This window comes from Peribacillus sp. NJ11, from assembly GCF_030348405.1.
GTDB lineage: Bacteria > Bacillota > Bacilli > Bacillales > DSM-1321 > Peribacillus.
This window is the reverse complement of the sequence record NZ_JAUCFO010000001.1, coordinates 3,697,583-3,719,850: the sequence shown is the minus strand read 5'-3', so window position 1 is coordinate 3,719,850 and position 22,268 is coordinate 3,697,583. Positions and strand designations below refer to the sequence as shown.

Here is a 22,268-nt window from a genome sequence, read left to right as displayed (position 1 = left end):
TAATGATTGAGCAAGGGTAGTAACACAATGTGTGGATTCACACTAGGAGGCAACAACAATGGAACAAGGTAAAGTAAAATGGTTTAACGCAGAAAAAGGATTTGGCTTCATCGAACGCGAAAACGGAGACGATGTATTCGTACATTTCTCAGCTATCCAAAGCGAAGGATTCAAATCATTAGACGAAGGTCAAGAAGTTACTTTTGAAGTTGAGCAAGGTCAACGTGGACCCCAAGCTACTAACGTTCAAAAAGCATAATTTTAAATACAATATATAACGGACTCTACTTGTAGGGTCTGTTTTTTTTGATTAAAAAGCAAAAATAAAAAAACCCTATTCGCGGGGAATAGGGGAACATGAAACAAGTTTAGTAAATGGTAAACACAGTATAACACACTAAGAAAAGAAACCCTAATTTATCCGAAAAGTAAAAATTATCACTCACTTCCACAGGCTCCCTGACTACCATTCATGTCTTATTTCTTATCAACTTCATATGTTCGATCCGTTCCCCATGGGTAAAACGGAGGCATATCGGTGCTGCTTTTCATTTTGAAATCAGCTTTCCTTTTTTCCAAGAACGCTTCAATCCCTTCTAGTGCATCCGCTTGTTTTCCGGTCCAATGAATCATTTTCGATTCTATTTTATGTGATTCAACAGGATGGTTAGCACCGAGCATGGTCCACATTAACTGCCGGGATAACGTCACGGAGACAGAAGATGTATTTTCTGCAATGTCTGATGCAATCTCCATTGCAGCAGACATCAATTCATCCGGCTCGACGATCTTGTTTACCAACCTTCCCTCATATGCTTCACTGGCCGAAATCATCCTGCCGGTAAAAATCCATTCGGAAGCTTTACCCATTCCGACGAGCCTAGGCAAGAACCAGCCGCTGCATGCTTCCATCGTTATCCCTCGCCTCGCAAATACAAAACCCATTTTTGAATCTGTTGAAGCAATTCTAATGTCCATGGGCAAAGTCATTGTGATACCAATCCCAACTGCCGCTCCATTAATGGCCGCTATCATAGGTTTCTTCATCTCAAAAATCCGTAATGACAACATCCCCCCTGCATCGCGGTATTCAACCAAAGGAGTGTGATCCATAAAGGTTTCTGCACCTTTTTCCAAATCCATTCCAGCACAGTAAGCATCCCCAGCGCCAGTTATAATTACGGCTCGTACGTCATCATTTTCATCCGCTTCATCAAAAGCATGGATCATCTCCTCACACATCTTTTCATTGAAAGCATTCATTTTTTCAGGACGATTAAGAGTAACAATCATGACTCGATCGACGATTTCACTAGTTATCGTGGAATACAATATCAGTCTCCTCCTTCTCTCAAAAATTGAAATATTCAACAGATTTTTATTTTTACATATAATTACATTTTATATGTTTTATTTTCAGATTCCTAGTTATTTATTTTTACAAACTGATAATTAATTTAGTCTGCAAAAATAATCGCTTCTATCTAAAATATTTTACATAAATATGTAAAAAAAGACCAGTCGCAAATGCAACTGGTTTTTTTATTTACCAATATAAATGACAAGCAACGAAATGCCCCGGTTTTTGTTCTTTCCATTCAGGTGCAGCACTGGAGCATATCTCCATCGCTTTTGGGCAGCGAGTGCGGAATACACAGCCACTTGGCGGATTGATCGGACTTGGTACATCGCCTTTAAGTACGATTCTTTCCCGTTTAATAGTGGGGTCTGGAATCGGCACTGCAGAAAGCAAAGCTTGCGTGTAGGGATGCAGCGGATCTTTCGTTAAAGAATCACTATCCGAAAGTTCCATCATTCTTCCAAGGTACATGACTAAAATGCGATCTGAAATATACTTGACCATCGATAAATCATGAGCGATGAATAAATAAGTCAATCCCATTTCTTTTTGTAGCTCTTTTAATAAGTTAACAACTTGAGCTTGTATCGAAACATCCAAGGCAGAAATCGGTTCATCACAGACGATGAATTTTGGATTTAAAGCCAACGCCCTTGCAATTCCAATACGCTGGCGTTGTCCACCGCTGAATTCATGCGGAAAACGAGTGATATGTTCCGGACTTAAACCAACCAGCTTCAACAGGTCTTCCACTCGTTTTTTTCTCTCTTTACCTTTTGATATCCCATGAATGGCAAGTGGTTCCCCAATCAATTCCTCCACCTTCATCCTTGGGTTCAAGGAAGCGTAGGGATCTTGGAAAATCATCTGTATTTCACGGCGGATATGTGACATTTCCCCCGGTTTGTAATCGAAGATATTTTTCCCCTGAAACAGAACTTCTCCGTCTGTCGGTTCATAAAGTCGGGTAATTGTACGACCGGCAGTCGATTTACCACAACCGCTTTCCCCAACAAGACCGACCGTTTCCCCTGGGTAGATTTTGAGATCCAAACCATCTACCGCTTTCAGCGACTGAGAACCAACAGGAAAATATTTCTTCAAATTCTTAATTTCAACAAGAGGAGAATTTTCGTTGACTGTCTTTTCTTTTACTGACTTATTTTTTAGTGAAACCATTGGTTCTCCTCCTTTATACATTAGTCGGTGCTTGTACCTGTGTTGCTTTTGCCATTGGGTGGTGTAGCCAGCATGCGGCTGTCTGTCCCACTTCGACTACTTCAAGTTCCGGATCATGGTCTTTGCACACTTTCATTGCGGATTCACATCTTGGATAAAAAGGGCATCCTTTTGGCGGATCCAATAAATCGGGCGGTGATCCGATAATGGGAACCAACGGTGCCGTTTTTTCCATATCCAGCCTTGGCACCGTTTTAAGCAAGCCTCTTGTATATGGATGCTGTGGGTTTGAAAATATAGCTTCTACTGTACCCGTCTCCACAACCTTACCTGCATACATGACGACTACCCGTTCGCAAGTTTCCGCAACCACACCTAAATCATGAGTGATTAAAATGATGGAAGTATCCATTCTGCGTTGGATATCTTTCATCAGTTCCAAAATTTGCGCTTGTATCGTTACATCCAATGCCGTTGTAGGTTCATCGGCGATTAATAATTTCGGTTCACAAGCTAGAGCCATTGCAATCATCGCCCTTTGGCGCATACCACCTGAAAACTCATGTGGATATTGCTGCATCCTTTTTTCCGGCTGAGGAATACCTACCAGTTTAAGCGTTTCCAACGCCCGTTCGTATGCATCTTTTCGGGCCATATTTTTATTATGCTTTAAAATGCCTTCCATGATTTGGCTGCCGATTTTTGTCGTTGGATTGAGGGAAGTCATTGGATCCTGGAAAATCATGCTGATTTCATTTCCGCGAATCTTCTGCATTTCCTTTTCACTCATTTTAATAAGGTCTTTGCCGCCAAAGTTTATTGACCCTTTTCCATACTCTGCTGGGGGTGTTTCCAGTAATCTCATGATGGATTTAGCAGTAACACTTTTGCCGCATCCGGATTCTCCAACAATGGCAACGGCTTCCCCTTTTTTCACTTCAAAGTTCACGCCGCGAACTGCTTGGACTTTTCCTGCATAAGTATGGAAGGTGATGTGTAAATCTTTGACTTCCAATAGGTTCTCCATCATCGTCCCTCCTATTCTAGTAATATCAAATCTTTATGTTAGGACTCTTTTATTTCCGTAGTTTTGGATCTAGGGCATCCTGCAGTCCGTCACCAGCCACATTGAACGCGAACATGGTTAAGGAAATCAATATTGCCGGGATTAAAAGTTGATAGAAATTCCCTACCAAAATGCTTCCCAGGGCATCACTTGTCAATGTTCCCCAGCTTGCCTGAGGCGCTGGCACTCCCAATCCCAAAAAGCTTAGAGTAGCTTCGGCAAAAATAGCAGTGGGTACAGTCAACGTTAAATTGACAAGAATCGGTCCCATTGTATTCGGAATCATGTGTTTTCTTAAAGTCCAGCTCGTATTGGCTCCAGAGATGGTTGCTGCATGGATATATTCATTCTCTTTTAGTTGTAAAACCTGTCCCCTTACCAGTCGCGCCATTGGAATCCAGCCTGTAATTGACATCGCAATGATGATCGGCAAAATACCAGGTTTTAATACGACCATCATTAAGATAACCATCAATAGGTATGGAATCGCATAAATAACTTCAGCAAACCGCATCATGATATTATCCGTGCGTCCACCACGAATGGCTGAAATCCCGCCATAAAGGACACCAATCAAAAAGTCAATCAGCGCAGCCATCAATCCAATGAACAAGGATATCCTTGCACCATACCAAGCTCGCGTGAATAAATCCCTACCTGCTGAATCCGTTCCAAACCAATGCTCGGCATTGGGGCTAAGATTCTTTTTCTCGAAATCTTGTCCATAATAAGTATATCCGTTAATATATGGCCCAAAAATCGCCATTAAGACCAAGAGGATAATAAGAATAAATCCCGTCATCGCCAGTTTATTTTCTTTAAAGCGACGCCAGACGTCAGACCAATATGAAACTGTTGGTCTGGCAATTCTTTCTGCTTCCTTAAAGTTTCCTTCAGCGGGTTGGAACATATCTTCGGTTAAATGCACTTTATCTGCCATTATTTCTTCTCCCCCGTCACTTTAATTCTCGGATCAATCAACGTATAGGCTATATCAACGATGAATATTAAAAGGATAAGCACCGCACTATACACAATTGTGGAACCAAGAATGACCGGGTAGTCTCGGTTGGATATTCCCTTTACGAACATATCTCCCATGCCCGGAATACCAAAAATACGTTCAATGATGAAGCTTCCTGTTACTATATTAGCAGTCAGGATACCCAGGATCGTGATAATCGGCAATAACGCATTCCGAATGGCATGTTTGATAATGACACCGCTCCGTTTCAATCCTTTGGCCTTTGCTGTCAAAATGTAATCCTGTCCCATTACTTCAAGCATGCTTGTCCGCATCAATCTCGCGATGAAAGCAAGAGGCATCATTGATAGGGCAATGGATGGTAAAATGGTATGCTGCCATGTCGCCCATGTAGCAACAGGGAATATATTCCATTTTATTGCAAAATAATTGATTAAAATAGTCGCCAAGATAAAGTTAGGAACAGAGATCCCTACGATGGCAATGACCATTGATAAATAGTCGGGCCATTTATTTCTTTTCAGTGATGCCACTACGCCCAAAATGAGCCCAAAGAAGATGGCAATCACCAATGCTTGTGCCCCTAAGTGCAAGGACACTGGAAAACCCTTCAAAATGTAATCATTCACGGAAATGGAAGAGGATTTCAATGAAGGACCAAAATCAAATTGAACGACTTCCAATAAATAATTCCCATATTGGGTCAACAACGGCTTGTCCAATCCATAGTGGACTTGAAGGTTTTCATATACAGCAGGAGGCATAGCTCCTTCTTTAGCAAATGGATTTCCCGGAATCGTATGCATTATGATGAACGTTAATGTTATAACAGCCCATAAAGTAATAATCGCCCATTTAAAACGATTTAATGTATATCTCAACATGGTAATCACCCCAATCATCGATTTTCTAAGGAGTTGAAAACGGAAATGAATTCATGAAATATTCAAATTCGCAATTGAAAAATGGGGTATGTCCTAAATCGGACATACCTCCCATTTCACTTTTATCCTTCTATTACTTTTTATCCGCGTAAATAAAGTTCGGATAAGCATTAATCGGAGCAAAAACTCCAGTAACATTCGATTTAACCATATATGGTTTTGTATAGAAGTAAACCGGAAGGATCGGCATTTCTTCAATCAGAACTTCCTCTGCTTTATGTAAAGCAGCCATGCGTTCTTTTGGATCCATTGTAGATTTTGCCTCTTTTAATAAACCATCATATTCTTTGTTCGACCAATTTGCATCATTATAGGCACCGTCCGTTTCCCAAAGCATGAAAGTCATTGGGTCAACATAGTCACCAACCCATCCTGCACGGGAAATTTCAAAGTCGCCAGCTTTTTCACGATCAAGCTTAACTTGGAATTCTGCATTTTCAAGTGTCACTTCAACACCCAGGTTATCGCGCCACATTCCTTGAACGGCTTCAGCAATTTTCTTATGAGTATCTAAAGTATTATACAAAATTGAAAAATCAGGTAATTCTTTCATGCCTTCTTCAGCAAGACCTTCTTTTAACAATTTCTTGGCTTCAGCAACGTTTTCCTCAAATAGGTTACCTGTATTTTCCTGGAAATCTCCAGTTGCATCAGGAATGCCCGGCGGGATTACTCCAAAGGCAGGTTTTTGACCACCTTGAGCAACATTTTCAGTAATTTTTTTACGTTCGATAGCCATTGAAAGCGCTTTCCTGACTTTTGCATTATTGAAAGGCTTTACTTCAGTATTAAAGTTGTAATAGTAAACAGCAAGTTCTGCGCCGTTTTTGAATTCTTTGTCGCCAGAATTAACCAATTGTCCTTGCACATCCACTGGCAGCGGATAAGCGATATCCAATTCGCCACTCTGATACATTTGCCATGCTGTATTTTCATCTTCAATCAGAGCAAAGTTAACTGCATCCAATTTAATTTTGTCTTTATCGTAGTAATTTTCATTCTTTTCGATTTTCAGGCTTTCTTTATGTTTCCACTCCGTTAATTTGAATGGACCGTTCGATACGTGTGTTTTTGCATCCAAAGCCCATTTAGGATTTTCTTCCTGTACCTTTTTATTGATTGGATAGAAAGTATAGAAGGAAGTCAAGTCAAGGAAATATGGTGTAGGCTGCTCCAAAGTAACCTCTAATGTAAGGTCGTCAGTCGCTTTAACTCCTACGTCCTCTTCCTTCCCTTTTTTACTGTTGTAGGCTTCCCCACCTTTAAGATAATAAAGTTGGTAAGCATAATCAGCAGCTGTTTCCGGTTTCAAAGCATATTTCCAAGCATATTCGAAATCATTAGCTGTAAGCGGGTCTCCATTTGACCATTTCAAACCATCTTTCAATTTGAATGTCCATTTTAATCCATCTTCACTGATTTCCCACGATTCTGCAGAACCAGGTACGATTTTGCCTTCTTCTGTTTTCTTAGTCAATCCCTCAAACGTATGTTCAAGGATCCATGATTCATGAGTACCTTGAGCATTGGCAGGGTGAAGCGAACCAGGTTCACTTGAGTTGTTTACGTTTAACACTTTTGATTTGGCTGAGTCACCCGAGCCGCCTTCTTTTTCATTCGAAGTTTCCTTCGAACCGCCGTTGCATGCCGCAAGAATAAGCATGATGGCCATAAGAAGAGCAAGCACTGAAAATTTAGACTTTTTCAAAAAATATTCCCCCTCATCTTTATCTTTTGAATATTCCCGTTTACGAGATTATCCTTCTACCACCTATAATTGTTCGTATAGTACATACTGAATGTCAGCGAGGAAAGTGAGAAGCATTCATTGCAGGAATCCACAAAAAATCTAGCGAACCGTTTGCATAAATCTGCGTTTCTATCTAAATAAACCAATTAATGCAGTTTACTAGTTAAAAATCACCCTCTTTCCAACCTCGCCAGGGTACTATACCTCGAATTAAAGATGTTGAATTTTAAGTATATTACGAATAAATCAAAAAATCAATAAACCGATGAGTACTTTTTCACAAGATAGTAATTATTTGCTAATCAATTAGATCTAGATAATAGGTAAATAGAATCGAGCAACCTAATTAATGTAAAATGACTTTCGGCATCCTATGGTTTTTCGACACAGTTTAATACCAGTATTCATATATGTTCGCTTGTCTTACCCATGTTATTTTTTTCTAAATATTCTAATAATTCAAGCCAGATCGGTTGCTAAGCCCACTTTCCTAGCAAACCATTTTCAAACAAATGATACATTTTAGTAGAATAATACATTACCTAAAAAAAATACTGGGTTCTAATTATCCAAATCCTAAATAATGGGTAAAAACTATAGGGGAATAGAAATATTATATCAGTTTCTCAACTATATTCACGCGTCATCCCCCACGAAAAATAACCTAACTCTAACTCATTTATGATTAAATAAATATAATGACACGAAAAGTAAGCATATGCCTGCCACCTTTTTCGCATCCAATGGGATGCGTACCCCTCCAAATAAACCGAAATGGTCAATGACAGCCCCAATCAGTATCTGACCAGCGATAACCCCAACCAATGCAGGGGCCACTCCAATCTGCGGGACAACCATTATTATAACAATGACATAAATAGCCCCAAGGAGTCCGCCTATCAATTGCCATTTAGGTACAGTCGAAACAGCAGAAATATTTCCGTTTCCAGCAAACAAAACAATAAATAATAAAGCGAGTGTCCCGATTCCAAACGAAATGAAAGAAGCTTCAATGACCCCCACTTTTTTCCCTAATCCACCATTGATTTGCCCTTGTATGGCAATGGTGATGCCACCTAGGACCGCAAGCAACGGAAATAATATCTTCACAATGATTTTGCTCCTTTTTATGTCCATCCGGACTGATTAATGAATCCGCATTCCATTTTAACATGAAAAATATGTATATTGTCCTTTAGTGATATAAAATCATCTGTAAGGGAGAGATAATCTACAAATAAAAAAACTGGCACTTTGGGCCAGCTGCAATGTTCTATACAAAAACTAAAATCTATTTGATCACTGAACTCCTTTGTTGCCGTAACTGGCAATACTCTGTACTTAACAAGGAAAATACCAGGGCATCATGCGATTGTTCACGAAGAAATAGATAACTTCGGAGGCTGCCTTCCTCTTTAAATCCAAATTTCTTCAATAGGTTTCTAGATGCAATATTATCCTTGAAAGTTAAAGCGGCAATTCTGTTTAGTCTCAATTCTTCAAAGCAATAGCGTAATACTTCATTGACAGCTTCGGATGTGAAATGTTGCCTCCAATAATCCGGATGGATTTCATATCCTATTTCGGCGCGTTTATTGGCAATGCTCAATTGATTCAGGCCAACGGTACCGATGAATTTGCCTGAATCTTTCAAAATAACCCCCCACCGCATCCCACGTTTGTTTATATAAGCACTTTTAAACGAGTCAATTAAGCGGCGGGCATCTTCAACTTGAGTTAAACTTTCTATCCCATCATACTTGGTCACTTCATCTTTAGAGAGAATTTCAAACAGACTCTCGGCATGATGGTGACCTATTTCGATTAAACTCAGCCTTTCTGTTTCCAATTCCTTACACCACATCGTAGAATCCCCCCGTATATTCAGCTGTCTATTTAATTCTATTCATGAAGAAGTGATACCTGTCTTAATGGACAATTCTTTTAATTCGTTTTTTTAGGAACAAAGCCATTCCGTATGTCCTTTCTTATATCAAATCCCTGTGTTTGTGTAAGAATGACGTAAACCATCCTGTTCCCGCCTTAACCTAATCAGAAATAACAATCAGGATGTTCTTAGGACCATTTAATTATTTCATCATTTTTTCACTTGTTCTATACAGCTACTTTCGTTTTGCTGTCCTTATTATTTACCCTGACAAACATAGCTTGCCAAACGTAAAATGATTCTTTATCTACATGGGGAAATTCTTCCGATCTATCAAAAAGCCCTATGATTTTGGTTTACCATTAACACTTTCAGGGTTATATGGACCCTTATTATTCTGTTCCCATTCGATACCTTTTTCCCATAGCAACTAAGAATGTGAATGAGCTAATTTTACACAAAACTATTTTTATAGGATACTATACTTCCAATCCAGATATTATACTAGGAGGAAACAAAATGAAGAAAATCATCCTTTTATCAGCACTGTCACTATCCCTTTTATCTCCAACCGTTGCCCTGGGAGCCGATACTTATGAGGTAGCAAAAGGAGATACCTTAACGAAAATTGCTTCTGAATACGATGTCAGCATTTCCGAACTACTTAAAACTAACCCTGCTATAAAAGATTCAAATCAAATACAAATTGGACAAATCATAAATCTGCCTACATCCATCCACATAGCTGATCAAGAGAATAGTCAGTCAGTTGAACAGCAGGTTCTTAATTTAGTGAACGAAGAACGTTCAAAATCCGGCCTCCCTTCCCTTGAGATGGATACAGCCATTTCCAAGGTTGCAAATCTGAAATCTGAAGATATGCGTGATAGTAATTACTTCAATCACGCAAGCCCAACCTACGGATCGCCTTTCGATATGATGAAATCCTTTGGGATCAGCTACAGGTACGCAGGGGAAAATATCGCAGCAGGTCAACCCAGTGCGGATGCTGTCATGAAATCATGGATGAACAGCCCCGGACACAAGGCCAATATTCTGAACAAGAACTATACCCATATTGGAATTGGGCATGTGACAGGAGGGAAGTACACCCACTATTGGACCCAGCAATTCATTGGAAATTGAAATCTTTAGAGGCGGAAGATTGCCGCCTCTTTTTTTATCATTACCCTCCCTTCCTAATCTACCGCTTCCCCCTCATCTATTAATTCTGAACCTGTTCACCTACAGTATGATAGCTTCAATAATAAAACGTTCGTCATTTATTTTTTTGTTGGAGGGGTTCAAATGGAAAACAGTTAAAGTAGTTATATCATACTATTTTTCAATTATCTTCCTGATAAAAATAAATTATGTTAAAATAGAAATCTAGACATAGGTATAAAGGGGCATTTGAAATGAAAATAGAGGTTGGCTCTGTTATCCACGAATTACGAATAAAACAAAATCTTACAAGAGAAGAACTGGCTATGGATATATGTGAACCTAATATCCTGTTAGATTATGAAAGAAGCATCACTTCTCCAACAATTGATGAATTGGCACTTTTTGCGGATAAACTTAAAGTTGACCTGCCCTATTTCTTCACTACCAAAAATGAACCAATTTATAATTACATAGAAACCATTAAACTTTTGATAAACAAATATAGGCGCACACGTAATTATGAAGCAATCTATGAAATCGTCCAAAAAGAAATGGCAACGGCACCGGAAAAATCGATTTCATTTTATCAATTCTTGAAATGGCATGAAGGTATAGCTTTTTTTTATTTGTACAATGACAAACAAAAGGCTATAGAATTATTGAATGAGGCCATTCGGATTACAATGGGTAAACGTGTCATTCTACATCAACAGGAGATAGCAGTCCTAAATAGTATCGGAATCATCCATTTTAAAACGAAGAATTATGAAGAGGCCATCACCATCTTTAATGAAGCATTGGAATTTATCGAGAATATTCCCCATGTGAATCAAGAAGGTACAATTATCGTGAAGATCATTCATGGATTAGCACAAACATTGACTGAACTTCAATACTATCAGGAATCGTTAAATTATACCCTTAAAGGGATCAACATTTGTAATTCGATAGAATCATTATATTTATATGCAGAACTCCATCTTTTAACTGGTAAAAATCTGATTAATCTCCAACAACCTGACGAAGGACTGCAATATTTAAATCAAGCCAAGAACATTTTCAGTCTTCAAAGAAACGAAGAATTCGTACAAATTGCCGAAGATGAATTGGAGAGCATTTTACAATTCATTTGAACTTAATTTGATAAAAAAAGATAGAGATTGCTTTGATAAAAGCACTTCTCTATCTTTTTTTTATAGCATCGTTTGATCCGAAATCGCTTTAATCCAGGATAGTTCAACCTCGCCCTTACATTACACTTTCAATTGCTAACCTATGTCAGCTATAATAGATTAATGAAATTCTACTGGAGGAAAAAAAATTGTCTAATAGATTAGGTTTAGTACTAGACGTGGAAACAACTGGTTTACGTCCCTCTTCCGATGAAATTATCGAACTTGCCCTTATACTCTTTACATACAGCAGTGAAACAGGGGAAATTATTAATCTTATTGATCAAGAATCATTTTTAAGGGAGCCTCTCTCCTATCAAGCGAGAAGTAATTATGATCAAGCATACAGGATTCATGGAATTCCATACAACTCCGTTGAAGGAAAAAGTTTTCACGATGAAAAAATTAAATCCTTCATAGCCCGTACTGATTCGATTTTCGCACATAATGCTTCTTTCGATAGAAGTTTTCTCTACCAAATGTATCCGGAAATCAATGATCAAAAGTGGTTCTGTACGATGCGGAATGTACCTTGGAAGCAATACGGGTTCGAGAATAGTAAACTCTTAACATTACTGCAGGCACATAATATCACCAATTTCCAAACACACAGAGCTCTGGACGATATTTCTTACCTAATGGAACTTATGAGAAAACCTGGCCCTTCTGGTCACCCTTATTTAAAAGATGTCATTGCTAAAAATCCGATGAAGAAATATGCACCTGCCACTCAAAAGACAAGGGTATAGCAGCTGTTTAAATACTTTTACACTCTTGTACAGTCTGCGCCATAGTTTTGTCATTATAATCGTTTTTTGACATCTTTCCCTTTTCCTTGTGAACAGGAAGCGCTTGGCACATAGATTCAGGTTATCAATAAAAAACAGCGACCCATTACGGGACGCTGTTCAATTTGTAGACAAAGGGGGTTCGGAATTAAAAAATTCCGAATCCCTTTTGAAATATGTTTAGAAATCATCCTCATCACCTCAATTTTTATAATTCTATTTTAAAACAATAAAGACTTTAGGCAAAAGGGTTCTATCTAAAAGTTAAAACAAAGTTGATTGGAGCGGGTGTGCGAGACTCCTGCGGGAAAAGCGCGTCCAGGGGAGACCCGCAGGCGCAAAGGCGCCGAGGGCGGACCGCCCGCGGAAAGCGAGTGCCTGGAGCGGAAATCAACGTCTAAATTGTACACCCATAAAAAAACTGTAGACAAACTCGATTTTCATCGAGTTTGTCTACAGTCTGAAACAGCGACCCATTACGGGACGCTGTTTTTTCATCATTATACGGTTGCCTCTTCATGTTTTTCATCTAATGCACCGTTCAATTTTTTATATCGGAAAATAAAGTACGTGAGTGATAATAATAATGCGACAACAAGGAATATGGCCAATATGCTAAGGTTATGCCACATGAAGCTATAATCTCCTGTTGAGATGACTGCTCGGAAAGCATTAATCGAATAAGTCATCGGTAAGAATGGTGTGAACCCTTGTAGGAAGCCAGGAACCAATTCATTCGGGAATGTTCCGCCACTGCTGGTCAGTTGAAGAATCAAAATTAATAATGCTATGAACCGACCAGGATTATCAAAGGCTGAACCCAGGAACTGGATGATAGCCATGAATGTGCAGCTAGCAAGAATGCTTACTGCAAAAAACAGCGGCAGGTTCGTAACATCAATTCCAAGTCCTAAAATTAATATCGAGTCCACCAATACGGCTTGAAAGATTCCTATGAGGGCCATGACGCTGTATTTACTAATAAACCAGCTAAATCCACTTGCAGGCTTAACAGCAGGATCTCTTAACGGGAATATGATCGTCAGTACTATAGCCCCGATAAATAAACTCAATGAAATTAAATATGGTGCAAAACTAGTGCCATAGTTTGGTACATTATTTATTGGCAATTTATCCACTTTAACTGGACTTGCGAACATGTCATATACTTCTTCATTTGATTTTATGTTACCAGCTTCGTTTGCCCCATCCTTCAATTCGTCACGTAATTCTTCAGATCCATCTGAAAGTTTGGCGATTCCATCTTGTAACTTGATAGCTCCATTGGCCAGTTCTCCCATACCACTAGTAAGGCTGGATGAACCTTCTTTCAACTTATCCGTTCCTGTAACTAGACCTTTAGAACCTTCCGAAAGCTGTGAGGTTCCACTTGATAATTGCTTGGAGCCATCTTCAAGCTGATCAAGTCCGCTTACCAAGTTGTTGCTGCCTTCGGTTAACTGACCAAGCCCACTCTGTGCTGAATTTATACTATCGCCAAACGTTGTCAATCCAGAAACTAATTGACCTTGACCATTTTTCAGTTCATTCGCTCCATTGGCAAGTTTATCCTGAGCTTGCTTCAATTGAGTAAAACCACCGCTTAGCGCACTTGTGCCTTCACCTAACTGATTTGCGCCATCACTAAGACTGTTTGAGCCCTTAGCAATTTCGGATGCACTTGCTGATAGTTTCCCTACTCCTTCAGAAACTCCTTTACTGCCTTCGCTTATGCGGGTTAGAGAAGCAATCACTCCATCCAAACGCGCTTTCTCGGCAGGATCATCAGTAGCTTCGGATTGTTGTTTCAATCCGGAAATAACTTCTTCCAAACCTGCTGAAACTTCAGAAGCCCCCGCTTTCGCTTCGCTCGATGCTGCACTCCATTCAGACAATGAACCTGACAACTGATCAGCACCAGCGGCCACGCCATTTGCCCCCTCTGTCAAAGCGGGCAGCTTTTCTTCTATTTGATTGAAGCCCTCTAATGACTGCTGCAGTCCAGATGCCAATTCACCGGTACCCGCTTCAGATTTCTTGGCTCCTTGCAAAAGCTCGGATTGCCCATCTTTCATTTGTCCAACACCAGAGCTAAACTGTTGTAACCCTTGATTAAGCTCTTTTGATCCTGCAGCTGCGGAACCTACCCCATTTGAAAAGGTCAATGATTTTTCGGCTAGTTTTTCAAGGTTTTCATGGATTTCTACAGAACCTGAATGAACGGAATCAATTCCTTCATCCACTTTTTTGGAACCTTCTTTAGCAGAGTTAATCCCATCACCAAGTTCACTTGATCCGTTCTTCACTGTATCTGTTCCGTCTTTCAATTCTCCAGCTCCATCACTGGCACTTTTGAGTCCGTCAGCCACTTCGTTCAAATTGTCGAACATTGACTCCGCATAGGTTTTCGTAACGGCTGACGAAACTTCCCCTTTGATTCTCTCCGAAGCTGCGTCACCTATTTTAGTTGATATATAGTTGAACCCTTCATTGGACGTGTAAATTAAATCCAGTTTTTCCGGATTGTCATCCTGTAAGGTCGTTGCATTTTTCGAAAAGTTTTTCGGGATTTCAATTTTCATGTAATAATCTTGATTTTCCAGACCTTCATTGGCTTCCTTTTGACTGACGAAATGCCAATCGAAATCCTTTTTCTCCTTTAACTCCTTGACTAAGTCTTTTCCTATTGTAAGTTCCGATTCATTGAACTCGGCACCTTCATCCATATTGACAATGGCAACTGGCAATTGGTCCACCTTACCGTATGGATCCCAAAATGCCCAAAGGAACGTACCGCTGTATAACAAGGGAATCATTATGATCCCGATTATGGAAATGAGTATCATAGGATGTTTTATAATGGCTAAAAATTCACCCTTTAAAGATTTTAACACGCCTACCAAGTCCTCCTTAACGACGAATATGCCGTTTATTTAATCTATTTCAGTGAAAAACGGATTGAAGAATACATAATTAAGTCAATTGCTTCTGCAATATATATTTATCATTCTTTATCTATATATTACTTTCAAAACAAAAAATGACTAATGACTATATTGTTCATTCGGTCATTATCACGAAAATAATATAACATTTATCCATCTTTTTATCAATATTTTTTCACTGTCTTACATCCTAAATTCACTATTTTTCTTTATATATCCTATACACATTGCATTTATGGCTGAATAATTCTTTTATCATCAGCTGAAAAATTAGCCCTGATATTTCACACAAAAAAGGGCATCCATTATGGACACCCTTTTTTGTGTGAAAATAAGTTATATTCGCATAATTAAATAAAGCGCTTTCATATTATTTTGATATGATGCCTTTTAATTTTTCCGCCTGCCCAGTCAATTTCTCTAAGGATTCCTGATACTCTTTTTCTAATTGTTTAATGATGCCGGCAGCGGTATCTATTTTTTTTATCGCCCCTACACCATGACCTGCTGACCAAATATCGCGCCACGCTTTTGAGTCAGATGATTTGGACATGCTGTCAAAGTCGACTTTTTCTTTTTTTGCTAATTGTTCTGGGTCCATACCTTGCTTTCTGATGCTCGGTTTCAGCATGTTGCAATTAACGCCTGAAAATGCATCAGTCAAGATGATGTCATCATGATCAGAATCGACAAGCATTTCACGATATTCATCATTTGCCCTGCTCTCTTTTGCCACGATAAAACGTGTTCCCATATAAGCCAGATCTGCTCCTGCAGCCTGAGCCGCCAAAATACTGTGACCAGTACTAATTGATCCTGCAAGCAAAATGATTCCGTCCCAGAATGTCCTTACGCTGTCAACGAAAGCAAAACTATTTATTTCACCCGCATGACCGCCGGCTCCCGCAGCAACTAAGATCAATCCATCCACACCTGACTCGGCAGCTTTTTTTGCAAATTCCACAGAGCTGACATCCGAAAAAACCAAACCGCCATAGCTATGTACCACATCCACCACATGTTTTGGTGAACCTAATGATGTAATGACAATGGGAGGCTGATGTTTTTTGACCAGTTCCAACTCTTCATCAAGACGGCTATAAGTACGGTGGACAACCATATTCATTGCCCATGGAGCAATCTTTGAGCCTGGTTCTTTCTCCCCTGCTGCATTCAATGTGTCGTTTATGTCACCCATCCATTGATCCAGTACCTCTATTGGCCGCGCGTTCGGCGCTGGAAAAGAGCCAATCACCCCATTCAAACAGCATTCTTTCACTAACTCAGGACCGGATATTAAAAACATAGGTGCTGAGATAACTGGTAAAGATAATTGATTCCACCAATGTTCAGGCAAACTTCTTCTCATCTATGAAACCTCCCATTTTTAATATATTACCAAAATATAACACTACAAGATTATCATACTTCTAAAATACACAATTTTCAAGAAATTAATTCAGGAGCTGAACTTCATCATCATGCAAGCCATTTCATAAAAAAACTGTATATGGAAAAGGGCCCATATACAGTATCGATTCAATTTGAAAGCACCCATTTACGAATGGCTTTAGCAACACCGTCTTCTTCGTTTGTTGCTGTAATCCAATCTGCTTTTTCTTTCACAATTTCTTGGGCATTTCCCATTGCGACTCCTACTTTTGCTTCAGAAATCATGGCAAGGTCATTAAGGCTGTCTCCTACCGCCATAACATTATCCATAGTAATATCGAGGAATGAACATACAAGCTTTATCGCTTTCGCTTTATTGACTCCAATGGCATTCACTTCAATATTCGTTGGGCTTGAATTGCTTATTTCAAAGGTTCCTTTTGATAACAGTTCATCCATGATGATTTTGCGGATACCTTCATCATTTGTATCAAAACCGAATTTAAGCCATTGCGAATCATGGATTTTTTCAGGCATTTCAGCTCTGTAAATATTATCGCAACTAATTGCCCAAAAATGCGTACCATGTTTTTGGCTTAATTCCCACATCCACTGTATGGACTCACTATCGACGATATTCCTTTCCACCAGTTTTCCTTGATTATCGTAAATTTCGCTTCCATTTACCGTAATGAGGTATGATTGGAGTTCCATTGACTTTGCAAAATCACTGCATGTAGCATAGGATCTTCCCGTGCTCAATACAACAAAAACCCCTTGATTTTCGGCTTCTTTAATCGCTCTCCTATTTTCTTCGGATATTTCTCCTGCAATATTTAGAAGCGTGCCATCCATGTCAAGTGCAACTAATTTAATATCAGGTTTCTTCATTTTTATTCACCCTTCCTTAATCCTTCTTATGTAACTATGTCCATGATAGCTTATATTGCATGCACAAGGAAAGAACGTGAAGTATTGAACAGGCAATACCATGGAGGCTTTGATTTTTCCATTTCCAATTGTAAAATAGCTATTGATGTTTTTATGATTTAGTATAAGGAAATGAATGTCGTGAAACAAGGTCACAAAATTTTTTGTGACCTTGAGCATCAATCCGGATTCGATTAAATATAAATATATCCTTATCCGAACGCTTTGTATTCTAGAATACTAAACATTCTCTACTTCCTATCTTTTTCCATTTCATTCAATTCTTTTTTAATCTGACCTTCCCATTTTGGAACACCGTCATTTTCATCAAATTCTATGATGACATCCGTGACTCCTCTTTCCTTGAATATCTCATTAAACAGGCGATCTTTGATGTCATCAGCCTGGGCGATTGAAATATGGGGATCAAGTTCCACTTCAAGTTCAACATGAAAGTCCTCCCCTTCTTTTATTACGGCCAGTTTCTGTATATCCCTTACATCTGGGTCACCCATGACCATAGATCCAATCTTTTGACGCATTTCTATATCCGCTTCCCCAAGAGCGCCCGCAGCATTATCAAGGAAAACCCTTCCAACCACATAGAACATACCGAGACCAATCATGACAGAAGCAACACCTTCCGCTTGAATGAAGGGCGTGAAGTTTGCTAATAAGATGGCAATTATCGCAAGCACTCCACCTCCAGTTGCTACCATATCTTCCATGAATACTAATTTCGTCGCTGGTTTTGCTCTTTTTAAACCAGCAAAACTCTTAAAGATGACGGCTGTACCTTTAGCTTCGATTCCAGTCTCATGCACCACTTCTTTCATGGCTTTAAATAAAACATATGATTCCAACACAACCGCTAACGAAAGAACGGACAAGTTAATAATGATTCCAGTTGATTCTACAGGGTGCAATATGTGATGGAACCCTTCTTTAATCGTTTCATAAGACATGATCCCGACAACCAAAACCGCCCCTAATAAAACGAGGTTAACCAAACGCCCAAAGCCATCAGGGAATCGATCAGTTGGTGACTTTTTACTAAGTGCAGAACCGATGAAGACAAAAAACTGATTCGCAGCATCGCCCAAAGTATGTAATGTTTCAGCAAACATAGCGACATTCCCTGTCATGAAATAAGCAATTCCCTTTAGCACAGAGATGATACTATTCACACATGCAGCAATGAACGCCGATTTATTTCCTTGTTTTAATAAACGGAATAATTCTTTCATATAAATGCCCCCCCTTATCTTTAAATAAATCCATTATCTTAGTGTATTATCCCCAACACAGGAATATATGAAACCACAAAAAGGAAAAACTCCAAACTAAACGAATTCAGAATAACTGGCATTACTATGTTGTTTATATGTTGTATCTCCCACACACGATTATATTCCAGGGTTGGACGCATAAATTCTAATAAGATCACAAAAAACTCATTCATTTTATTCGGAACTGATTAATGCGATGAAAGATCCTTACAAAAAAAGGGAGTAAGCAGCAGCTTACTCCCTTTTTAAGCTTCCATCCCCTTTTTCACTAACTTAGATGGATTATTTACTTTATATCGTATTTCTTTATTGTATTTTTTATCGACCACTTTTCCATCAAATTCGATTTCGTCCCCTTCTTCGAGCTCAGCTTTTTTTAATGTCTTGCTATATCCACACCAAGCATCACCGATTGTCAGTTCAGGTTCCGTTGTCACCTTGACATTCTCCAAGAGTATCACTTCATCTTCTTCACCAGTGAAATGGTTCATTTTCGCCGTGAACTCCTTGACGGTTGCGGTGAAATGCACTTTTTCCCCAGGTAAATCCAACTTAGGTTTTGCTGTCGCCTTTTTACTTTTGGTTTTTGCTTTTTTTGGTTCTTCACTTAGCTGATCCGATGTTTCGGTAATTGGGGCTTCCATCACCTGTTCCTGTTCACTTGGAACTGCGGATGTTTCGGAAACCGGTCCGCTCAACAACTCTTTTCCGAAACTGGAGCTTTGCATTTCCTTTAAATAGGAAGGGTTAATGCAACTAAGCTTTCCATTTTCAAATTCAACGACTACCGTGTCAAGACCGTTTCCATATTGTTCATAACCTGCCAATTTGACTTTCCCTTGAAAACTGCCGCTTTTATATAATAGTTCTCTTTTAACCGAACGGGCAGTGAATAATTTCCATTCCATTCCTTTAGCGATATAGTCCGTATCATCTAAAAAAGGGATATACTCTCCTTTTGGTGCGATATAATGAATCAAATCTTCAGCTGGAGTTTCAGCCACAGTCACCACTCCTAATCTTTTCTATAGATTATATTCTAGCAAAGGATTTCAAAGTTGCAAATGAATGAGTTTATCATAATCGAATGTCCACTCTAAAAATCGTCCAGAAGTGATGGCATTCAGAGTCCCGAACATCTTTCAATTCCCCCCATACAATGAATGCCATCTTTTTTAAACTAGAAAAAAGGCTGCTCACTAAGAGCAGCACTTTTATTAGAATAGTCAATCATTTCTCCCTGGACAAAAACGACTACATCCTTTACCCTTCTTTAACTTGAAATTTTTTTTAGTTTACCGTCTTGTTCAGGAGTCATTACATTTTTCTTATGATAAAACAGAAAGTATGACCCTATAACAAGAATCGTGAGAAGGCTTGTAAGAAAGAATTGCAACCGCATGGAATCAATAAATGCTTGAGCAACAAATATAATAAATAATACTGCAATAGTCGCGTAGGTTAAGTAAGGGAATAGCCACATTTTCACTTTAAGTGTTCCGGGATTTTCTTTTTCCGTCTTTTTCCTCAAATACAGATGAGAAAAAGCGATAAATATATACATGATCATAGTGACTCCTCCCGAGCTATTTGCGAGAAAAGCAAACAATTTATCAGGGGAAACAAATTTAAATGTCGTACACACATAAGCAAAGAAAACACATGCCAGTAACGCCCAAATCGGGATTCCCCTCTTATTCACACGGGATAGGATTTTCGGTGCATCACCTTTTTTTGATAAAGAGTATAACATACGTGAGCTTGTATATAGCCCTGAATTCAAAACAGAAAGCAATGATATGAAGATTACAATATTCATAACTTGACCCGCTGCCGGGAGGCCTGCCATATCAAAAACGCTGGCATAGGGGGTTTTCAGTAAATCTTCAGCCCCCTGCGGGATTAAGATAACTAAAATAGCCACTGAGCCGACAAAGAAAAGAAGGAGACGCCATACAACAGCGTTTATGGCTTTAATAATATTTTTTTCAGGGTTTTCAGACTCTCCTGCAGCAATGGCAGCAACCTCACTTCCCGATAAAGAGAAGGTAATGAATATCACACTAAGGAGGACCGGAAGAAAACCATTTGGAACAAAACCTCCATGCCCGGTAATGTTGGCAAGTCCTGGTGAATCAAATCCAGGAACAAATCCAAAGATCATGGCTGCACCCAGGAACAGGAAAATGACAATGGCTGTCACTTTCATGAAAGCTAACCAGTATTCAAATTCACCATAAGCTTTGACTGAATATATATTCGTAACCATCATTAAAATAGGGAAAGAAAGACTAGCAGCCCACATGGGTATGTCAGGAAACCAATCATGAACCATAGTACCCAATAAAGTTGTTTCTATAGCAATAATGATAACCCAGTTGAACCAGTACAACCAGCCAATCGTATATCCGGCCCAAGGGCCCATTGCCTGATGTGCATATGTTGAAAAGGATCCGCTATCAGGGTTCACCACAGCCATTTCACCCAGCATGCGCATGATGAGCACGATCATCAATCCTGCGATTATATACGATAAAATAGCACCAGGTCCTGCTGAACCTATTATTGTTCCGCTTCCGATAAATAGTCCTGCCCCAATTACCCCGCCAATAGAAATCATTGTGACATGCCTGGTCTTGAGACCATGTTTCAGTTCATTTGTTTGAAAAGCCACTATTGTCACCATCCTCTAAAACTGTCAATTTAACGTTTTGCAAGCAGATAACTACTGCTCATGGGTACCCTAGTAGAAATCTTTCATTCAAAAACAATGTTTGCAGTCTATCCCCCTGTTTCACCAATGCTTTTATGAGGCCAAATTTAGTCGTTAAGAAAAAAGTTATATGTATGTTGTAACGCTTATACTATTAACCGTATCCGCTTTTCCCATTAAAACTTCCTCTTTTTCTATTTACAGCCCCTAAACGAAACACGCGAAAAGTATAATGATCCTTGATGATTTTGATCTTTTTACTTATTGTTATGTAAAAAATAAAATTTCACACACCTGCCATATCCTTCCAAAAGCACCCTCTCTCCAAATAAATTTATACATATTATAAAAGCAATATCCATGCCAAAAAAAGGATGGTTAGTTCAATAGGATTTAACGCTTTTGTGAATTTAATTCGATTCAATATTGAATCAAAAATTCAATATATGATTCATAAATTAATTATTTTCCCCTTTTGATTCACATTCGAATTAAAAAATGACAATTTAATTGATATCTTTTAAAATATCGACAAAAATTATCGACTGAAAAATTTCAAGGTGGATTCTAGTATCTTTTTCATAAAGTGTAAAAAAATTACTAAAGGGGCGATAAAAATAAGATGCCAAAATCCAAATTATGAATTTTGACATCTTCCCAAATGGATTTATTTCCACTAAGACTGATTCTTCGTCCGGGA

At 38.9% G+C, this 22,268-nt stretch carries 18 protein-coding genes; 4 read left to right on the top strand and 14 right to left on the bottom strand.

The annotated features are described in order from the left end of the window. Window positions 1-58: 58 nt before the first annotated feature. Window positions 59-259: a cold-shock protein gene (locus QUF86_RS18380; RefSeq protein ID WP_029714163.1), complete on the top strand. Its 201-nt coding sequence runs from the start codon at window positions 59-61 to the stop codon at window positions 257-259. Window positions 260-477: 218 nt separating this feature from the next. Here the strand turns inward: QUF86_RS18380 and QUF86_RS18375 are convergent, their stop codons facing one another. The 8 genes from QUF86_RS18375 to QUF86_RS18340 all read right to left on the bottom strand — a co-directional run bounded on the left by QUF86_RS18375 (window position 478) and on the right by QUF86_RS18340 (window position 9,148). Then, window positions 478-1,332, bottom strand: coding sequence for a crotonase/enoyl-CoA hydratase family protein (locus tag QUF86_RS18375; RefSeq protein WP_289316235.1), 855 nt, complete (start codon window positions 1,330-1,332; stop codon window positions 478-480). Window positions 1,333-1,546: 214 nt separating this feature from the next. Further along, window positions 1,547-2,539: an ABC transporter ATP-binding protein gene (locus tag QUF86_RS18370; RefSeq protein WP_289316234.1), complete on the bottom strand. Its 993-nt coding sequence runs from the start codon at window positions 2,537-2,539 to the stop codon at window positions 1,547-1,549. A 13-nt stretch (window positions 2,540-2,552) separates the two neighbouring features. Further along, the gene (locus tag QUF86_RS18365) at window positions 2,553-3,566 is read right to left on the bottom strand and encodes an ABC transporter ATP-binding protein (RefSeq protein WP_289316233.1); all 1,014 of its coding nucleotides are present in this window, start codon (window positions 3,564-3,566) and stop codon (window positions 2,553-2,555) included. Between the two features lie 49 nt (window positions 3,567-3,615). Next, complete coding sequence (locus tag QUF86_RS18360) at window positions 3,616-4,545, bottom strand: ABC transporter permease (protein WP_289335131.1); 930 nt, start codon at window positions 4,543-4,545, stop codon at window positions 3,616-3,618. Then, window positions 4,545-5,474 carry an ABC transporter permease gene (locus QUF86_RS18355; RefSeq protein ID WP_141994689.1) on the bottom strand — a complete coding sequence of 310 codons (930 nt, stop codon included), beginning with the start codon at window positions 5,472-5,474 and terminating at the stop codon, window positions 4,545-4,547. Before QUF86_RS18355 ends, QUF86_RS18360 begins: the two co-directional genes overlap by 1 nt. 133 nt (window positions 5,475-5,607) lie before the next feature. Beyond that, entirely contained in the window at window positions 5,608-7,242 is a 1,635-nt protein-coding gene (locus tag QUF86_RS18350) for a peptide ABC transporter substrate-binding protein (RefSeq protein ID WP_289316231.1), read from the bottom strand. Window positions 7,243-7,959: 717 nt separating this feature from the next. Beyond that, complete coding sequence (locus QUF86_RS18345) at window positions 7,960-8,394, bottom strand: DMT family transporter (RefSeq protein WP_289316230.1); 435 nt, start codon at window positions 8,392-8,394, stop codon at window positions 7,960-7,962. A 181-nt stretch (window positions 8,395-8,575) separates the two neighbouring features. Next, window positions 8,576-9,148 (bottom strand): GNAT family N-acetyltransferase, encoded by a 573-nt coding sequence (locus QUF86_RS18340; protein WP_289335130.1) that lies wholly within the window; start codon window positions 9,146-9,148, stop codon window positions 8,576-8,578. Between the two features lie 543 nt (window positions 9,149-9,691). Here QUF86_RS18340 and QUF86_RS18335 point away from each other — a divergent pair. The 3 genes from QUF86_RS18335 to QUF86_RS18325 all read left to right on the top strand — a co-directional run bounded on the left by QUF86_RS18335 (window position 9,692) and on the right by QUF86_RS18325 (window position 12,260). Continuing rightward, window positions 9,692-10,318, top strand: coding sequence for a CAP domain-containing protein (locus QUF86_RS18335; RefSeq protein ID WP_289335129.1), 627 nt, complete (start codon window positions 9,692-9,694; stop codon window positions 10,316-10,318). 272 nt (window positions 10,319-10,590) lie between these two features. Beyond that, entirely contained in the window at window positions 10,591-11,472 is an 882-nt protein-coding gene (locus tag QUF86_RS18330; RefSeq protein WP_289335128.1) for a helix-turn-helix domain-containing protein, read from the top strand. Between the two features lie 188 nt (window positions 11,473-11,660). Then, window positions 11,661-12,260: an exonuclease domain-containing protein gene (locus QUF86_RS18325; protein WP_289335127.1), complete on the top strand. Its 600-nt coding sequence runs from the start codon at window positions 11,661-11,663 to the stop codon at window positions 12,258-12,260. Between the two features lie 539 nt (window positions 12,261-12,799). Here QUF86_RS18325 and QUF86_RS18320 read toward each other — a convergent pair. The 6 genes from QUF86_RS18320 to QUF86_RS18295 all read right to left on the bottom strand — a co-directional run bounded on the left by QUF86_RS18320 (window position 12,800) and on the right by QUF86_RS18295 (window position 21,538). After that, the gene (locus QUF86_RS18320) at window positions 12,800-15,193 is read right to left on the bottom strand and encodes a YhgE/Pip domain-containing protein (RefSeq protein WP_289335126.1); all 2,394 of its coding nucleotides are present in this window, start codon (window positions 15,191-15,193) and stop codon (window positions 12,800-12,802) included. 421 nt (window positions 15,194-15,614) lie between these two features. Then, window positions 15,615-16,613, bottom strand: coding sequence for an NAD(P)H-dependent flavin oxidoreductase (locus QUF86_RS18315; RefSeq protein ID WP_289316224.1), 999 nt, complete (start codon window positions 16,611-16,613; stop codon window positions 15,615-15,617). Between the two features lie 170 nt (window positions 16,614-16,783). Next, entirely contained in the window at window positions 16,784-17,527 is a 744-nt protein-coding gene (locus QUF86_RS18310) for a Cof-type HAD-IIB family hydrolase (RefSeq protein WP_289316223.1), read from the bottom strand. Between the two features lie 290 nt (window positions 17,528-17,817). Continuing rightward, a complete protein-coding gene (locus tag QUF86_RS18305; protein ID WP_289316222.1) occupies window positions 17,818-18,813 on the bottom strand; it encodes a cation diffusion facilitator family transporter in 996 nt (331 codons plus the stop codon). A gap of 287 nt (window positions 18,814-19,100) precedes the next feature. Then, window positions 19,101-19,859 (bottom strand): hypothetical protein, encoded by a 759-nt coding sequence (locus QUF86_RS18300; RefSeq protein WP_289316221.1) that lies wholly within the window; start codon window positions 19,857-19,859, stop codon window positions 19,101-19,103. A gap of 269 nt (window positions 19,860-20,128) precedes the next feature. Next, the gene (locus tag QUF86_RS18295; protein ID WP_289336251.1) at window positions 20,129-21,538 is read right to left on the bottom strand and encodes an amino acid permease; all 1,410 of its coding nucleotides are present in this window, start codon (window positions 21,536-21,538) and stop codon (window positions 20,129-20,131) included. Window positions 21,539-22,268 lie beyond the last annotated feature (730 nt).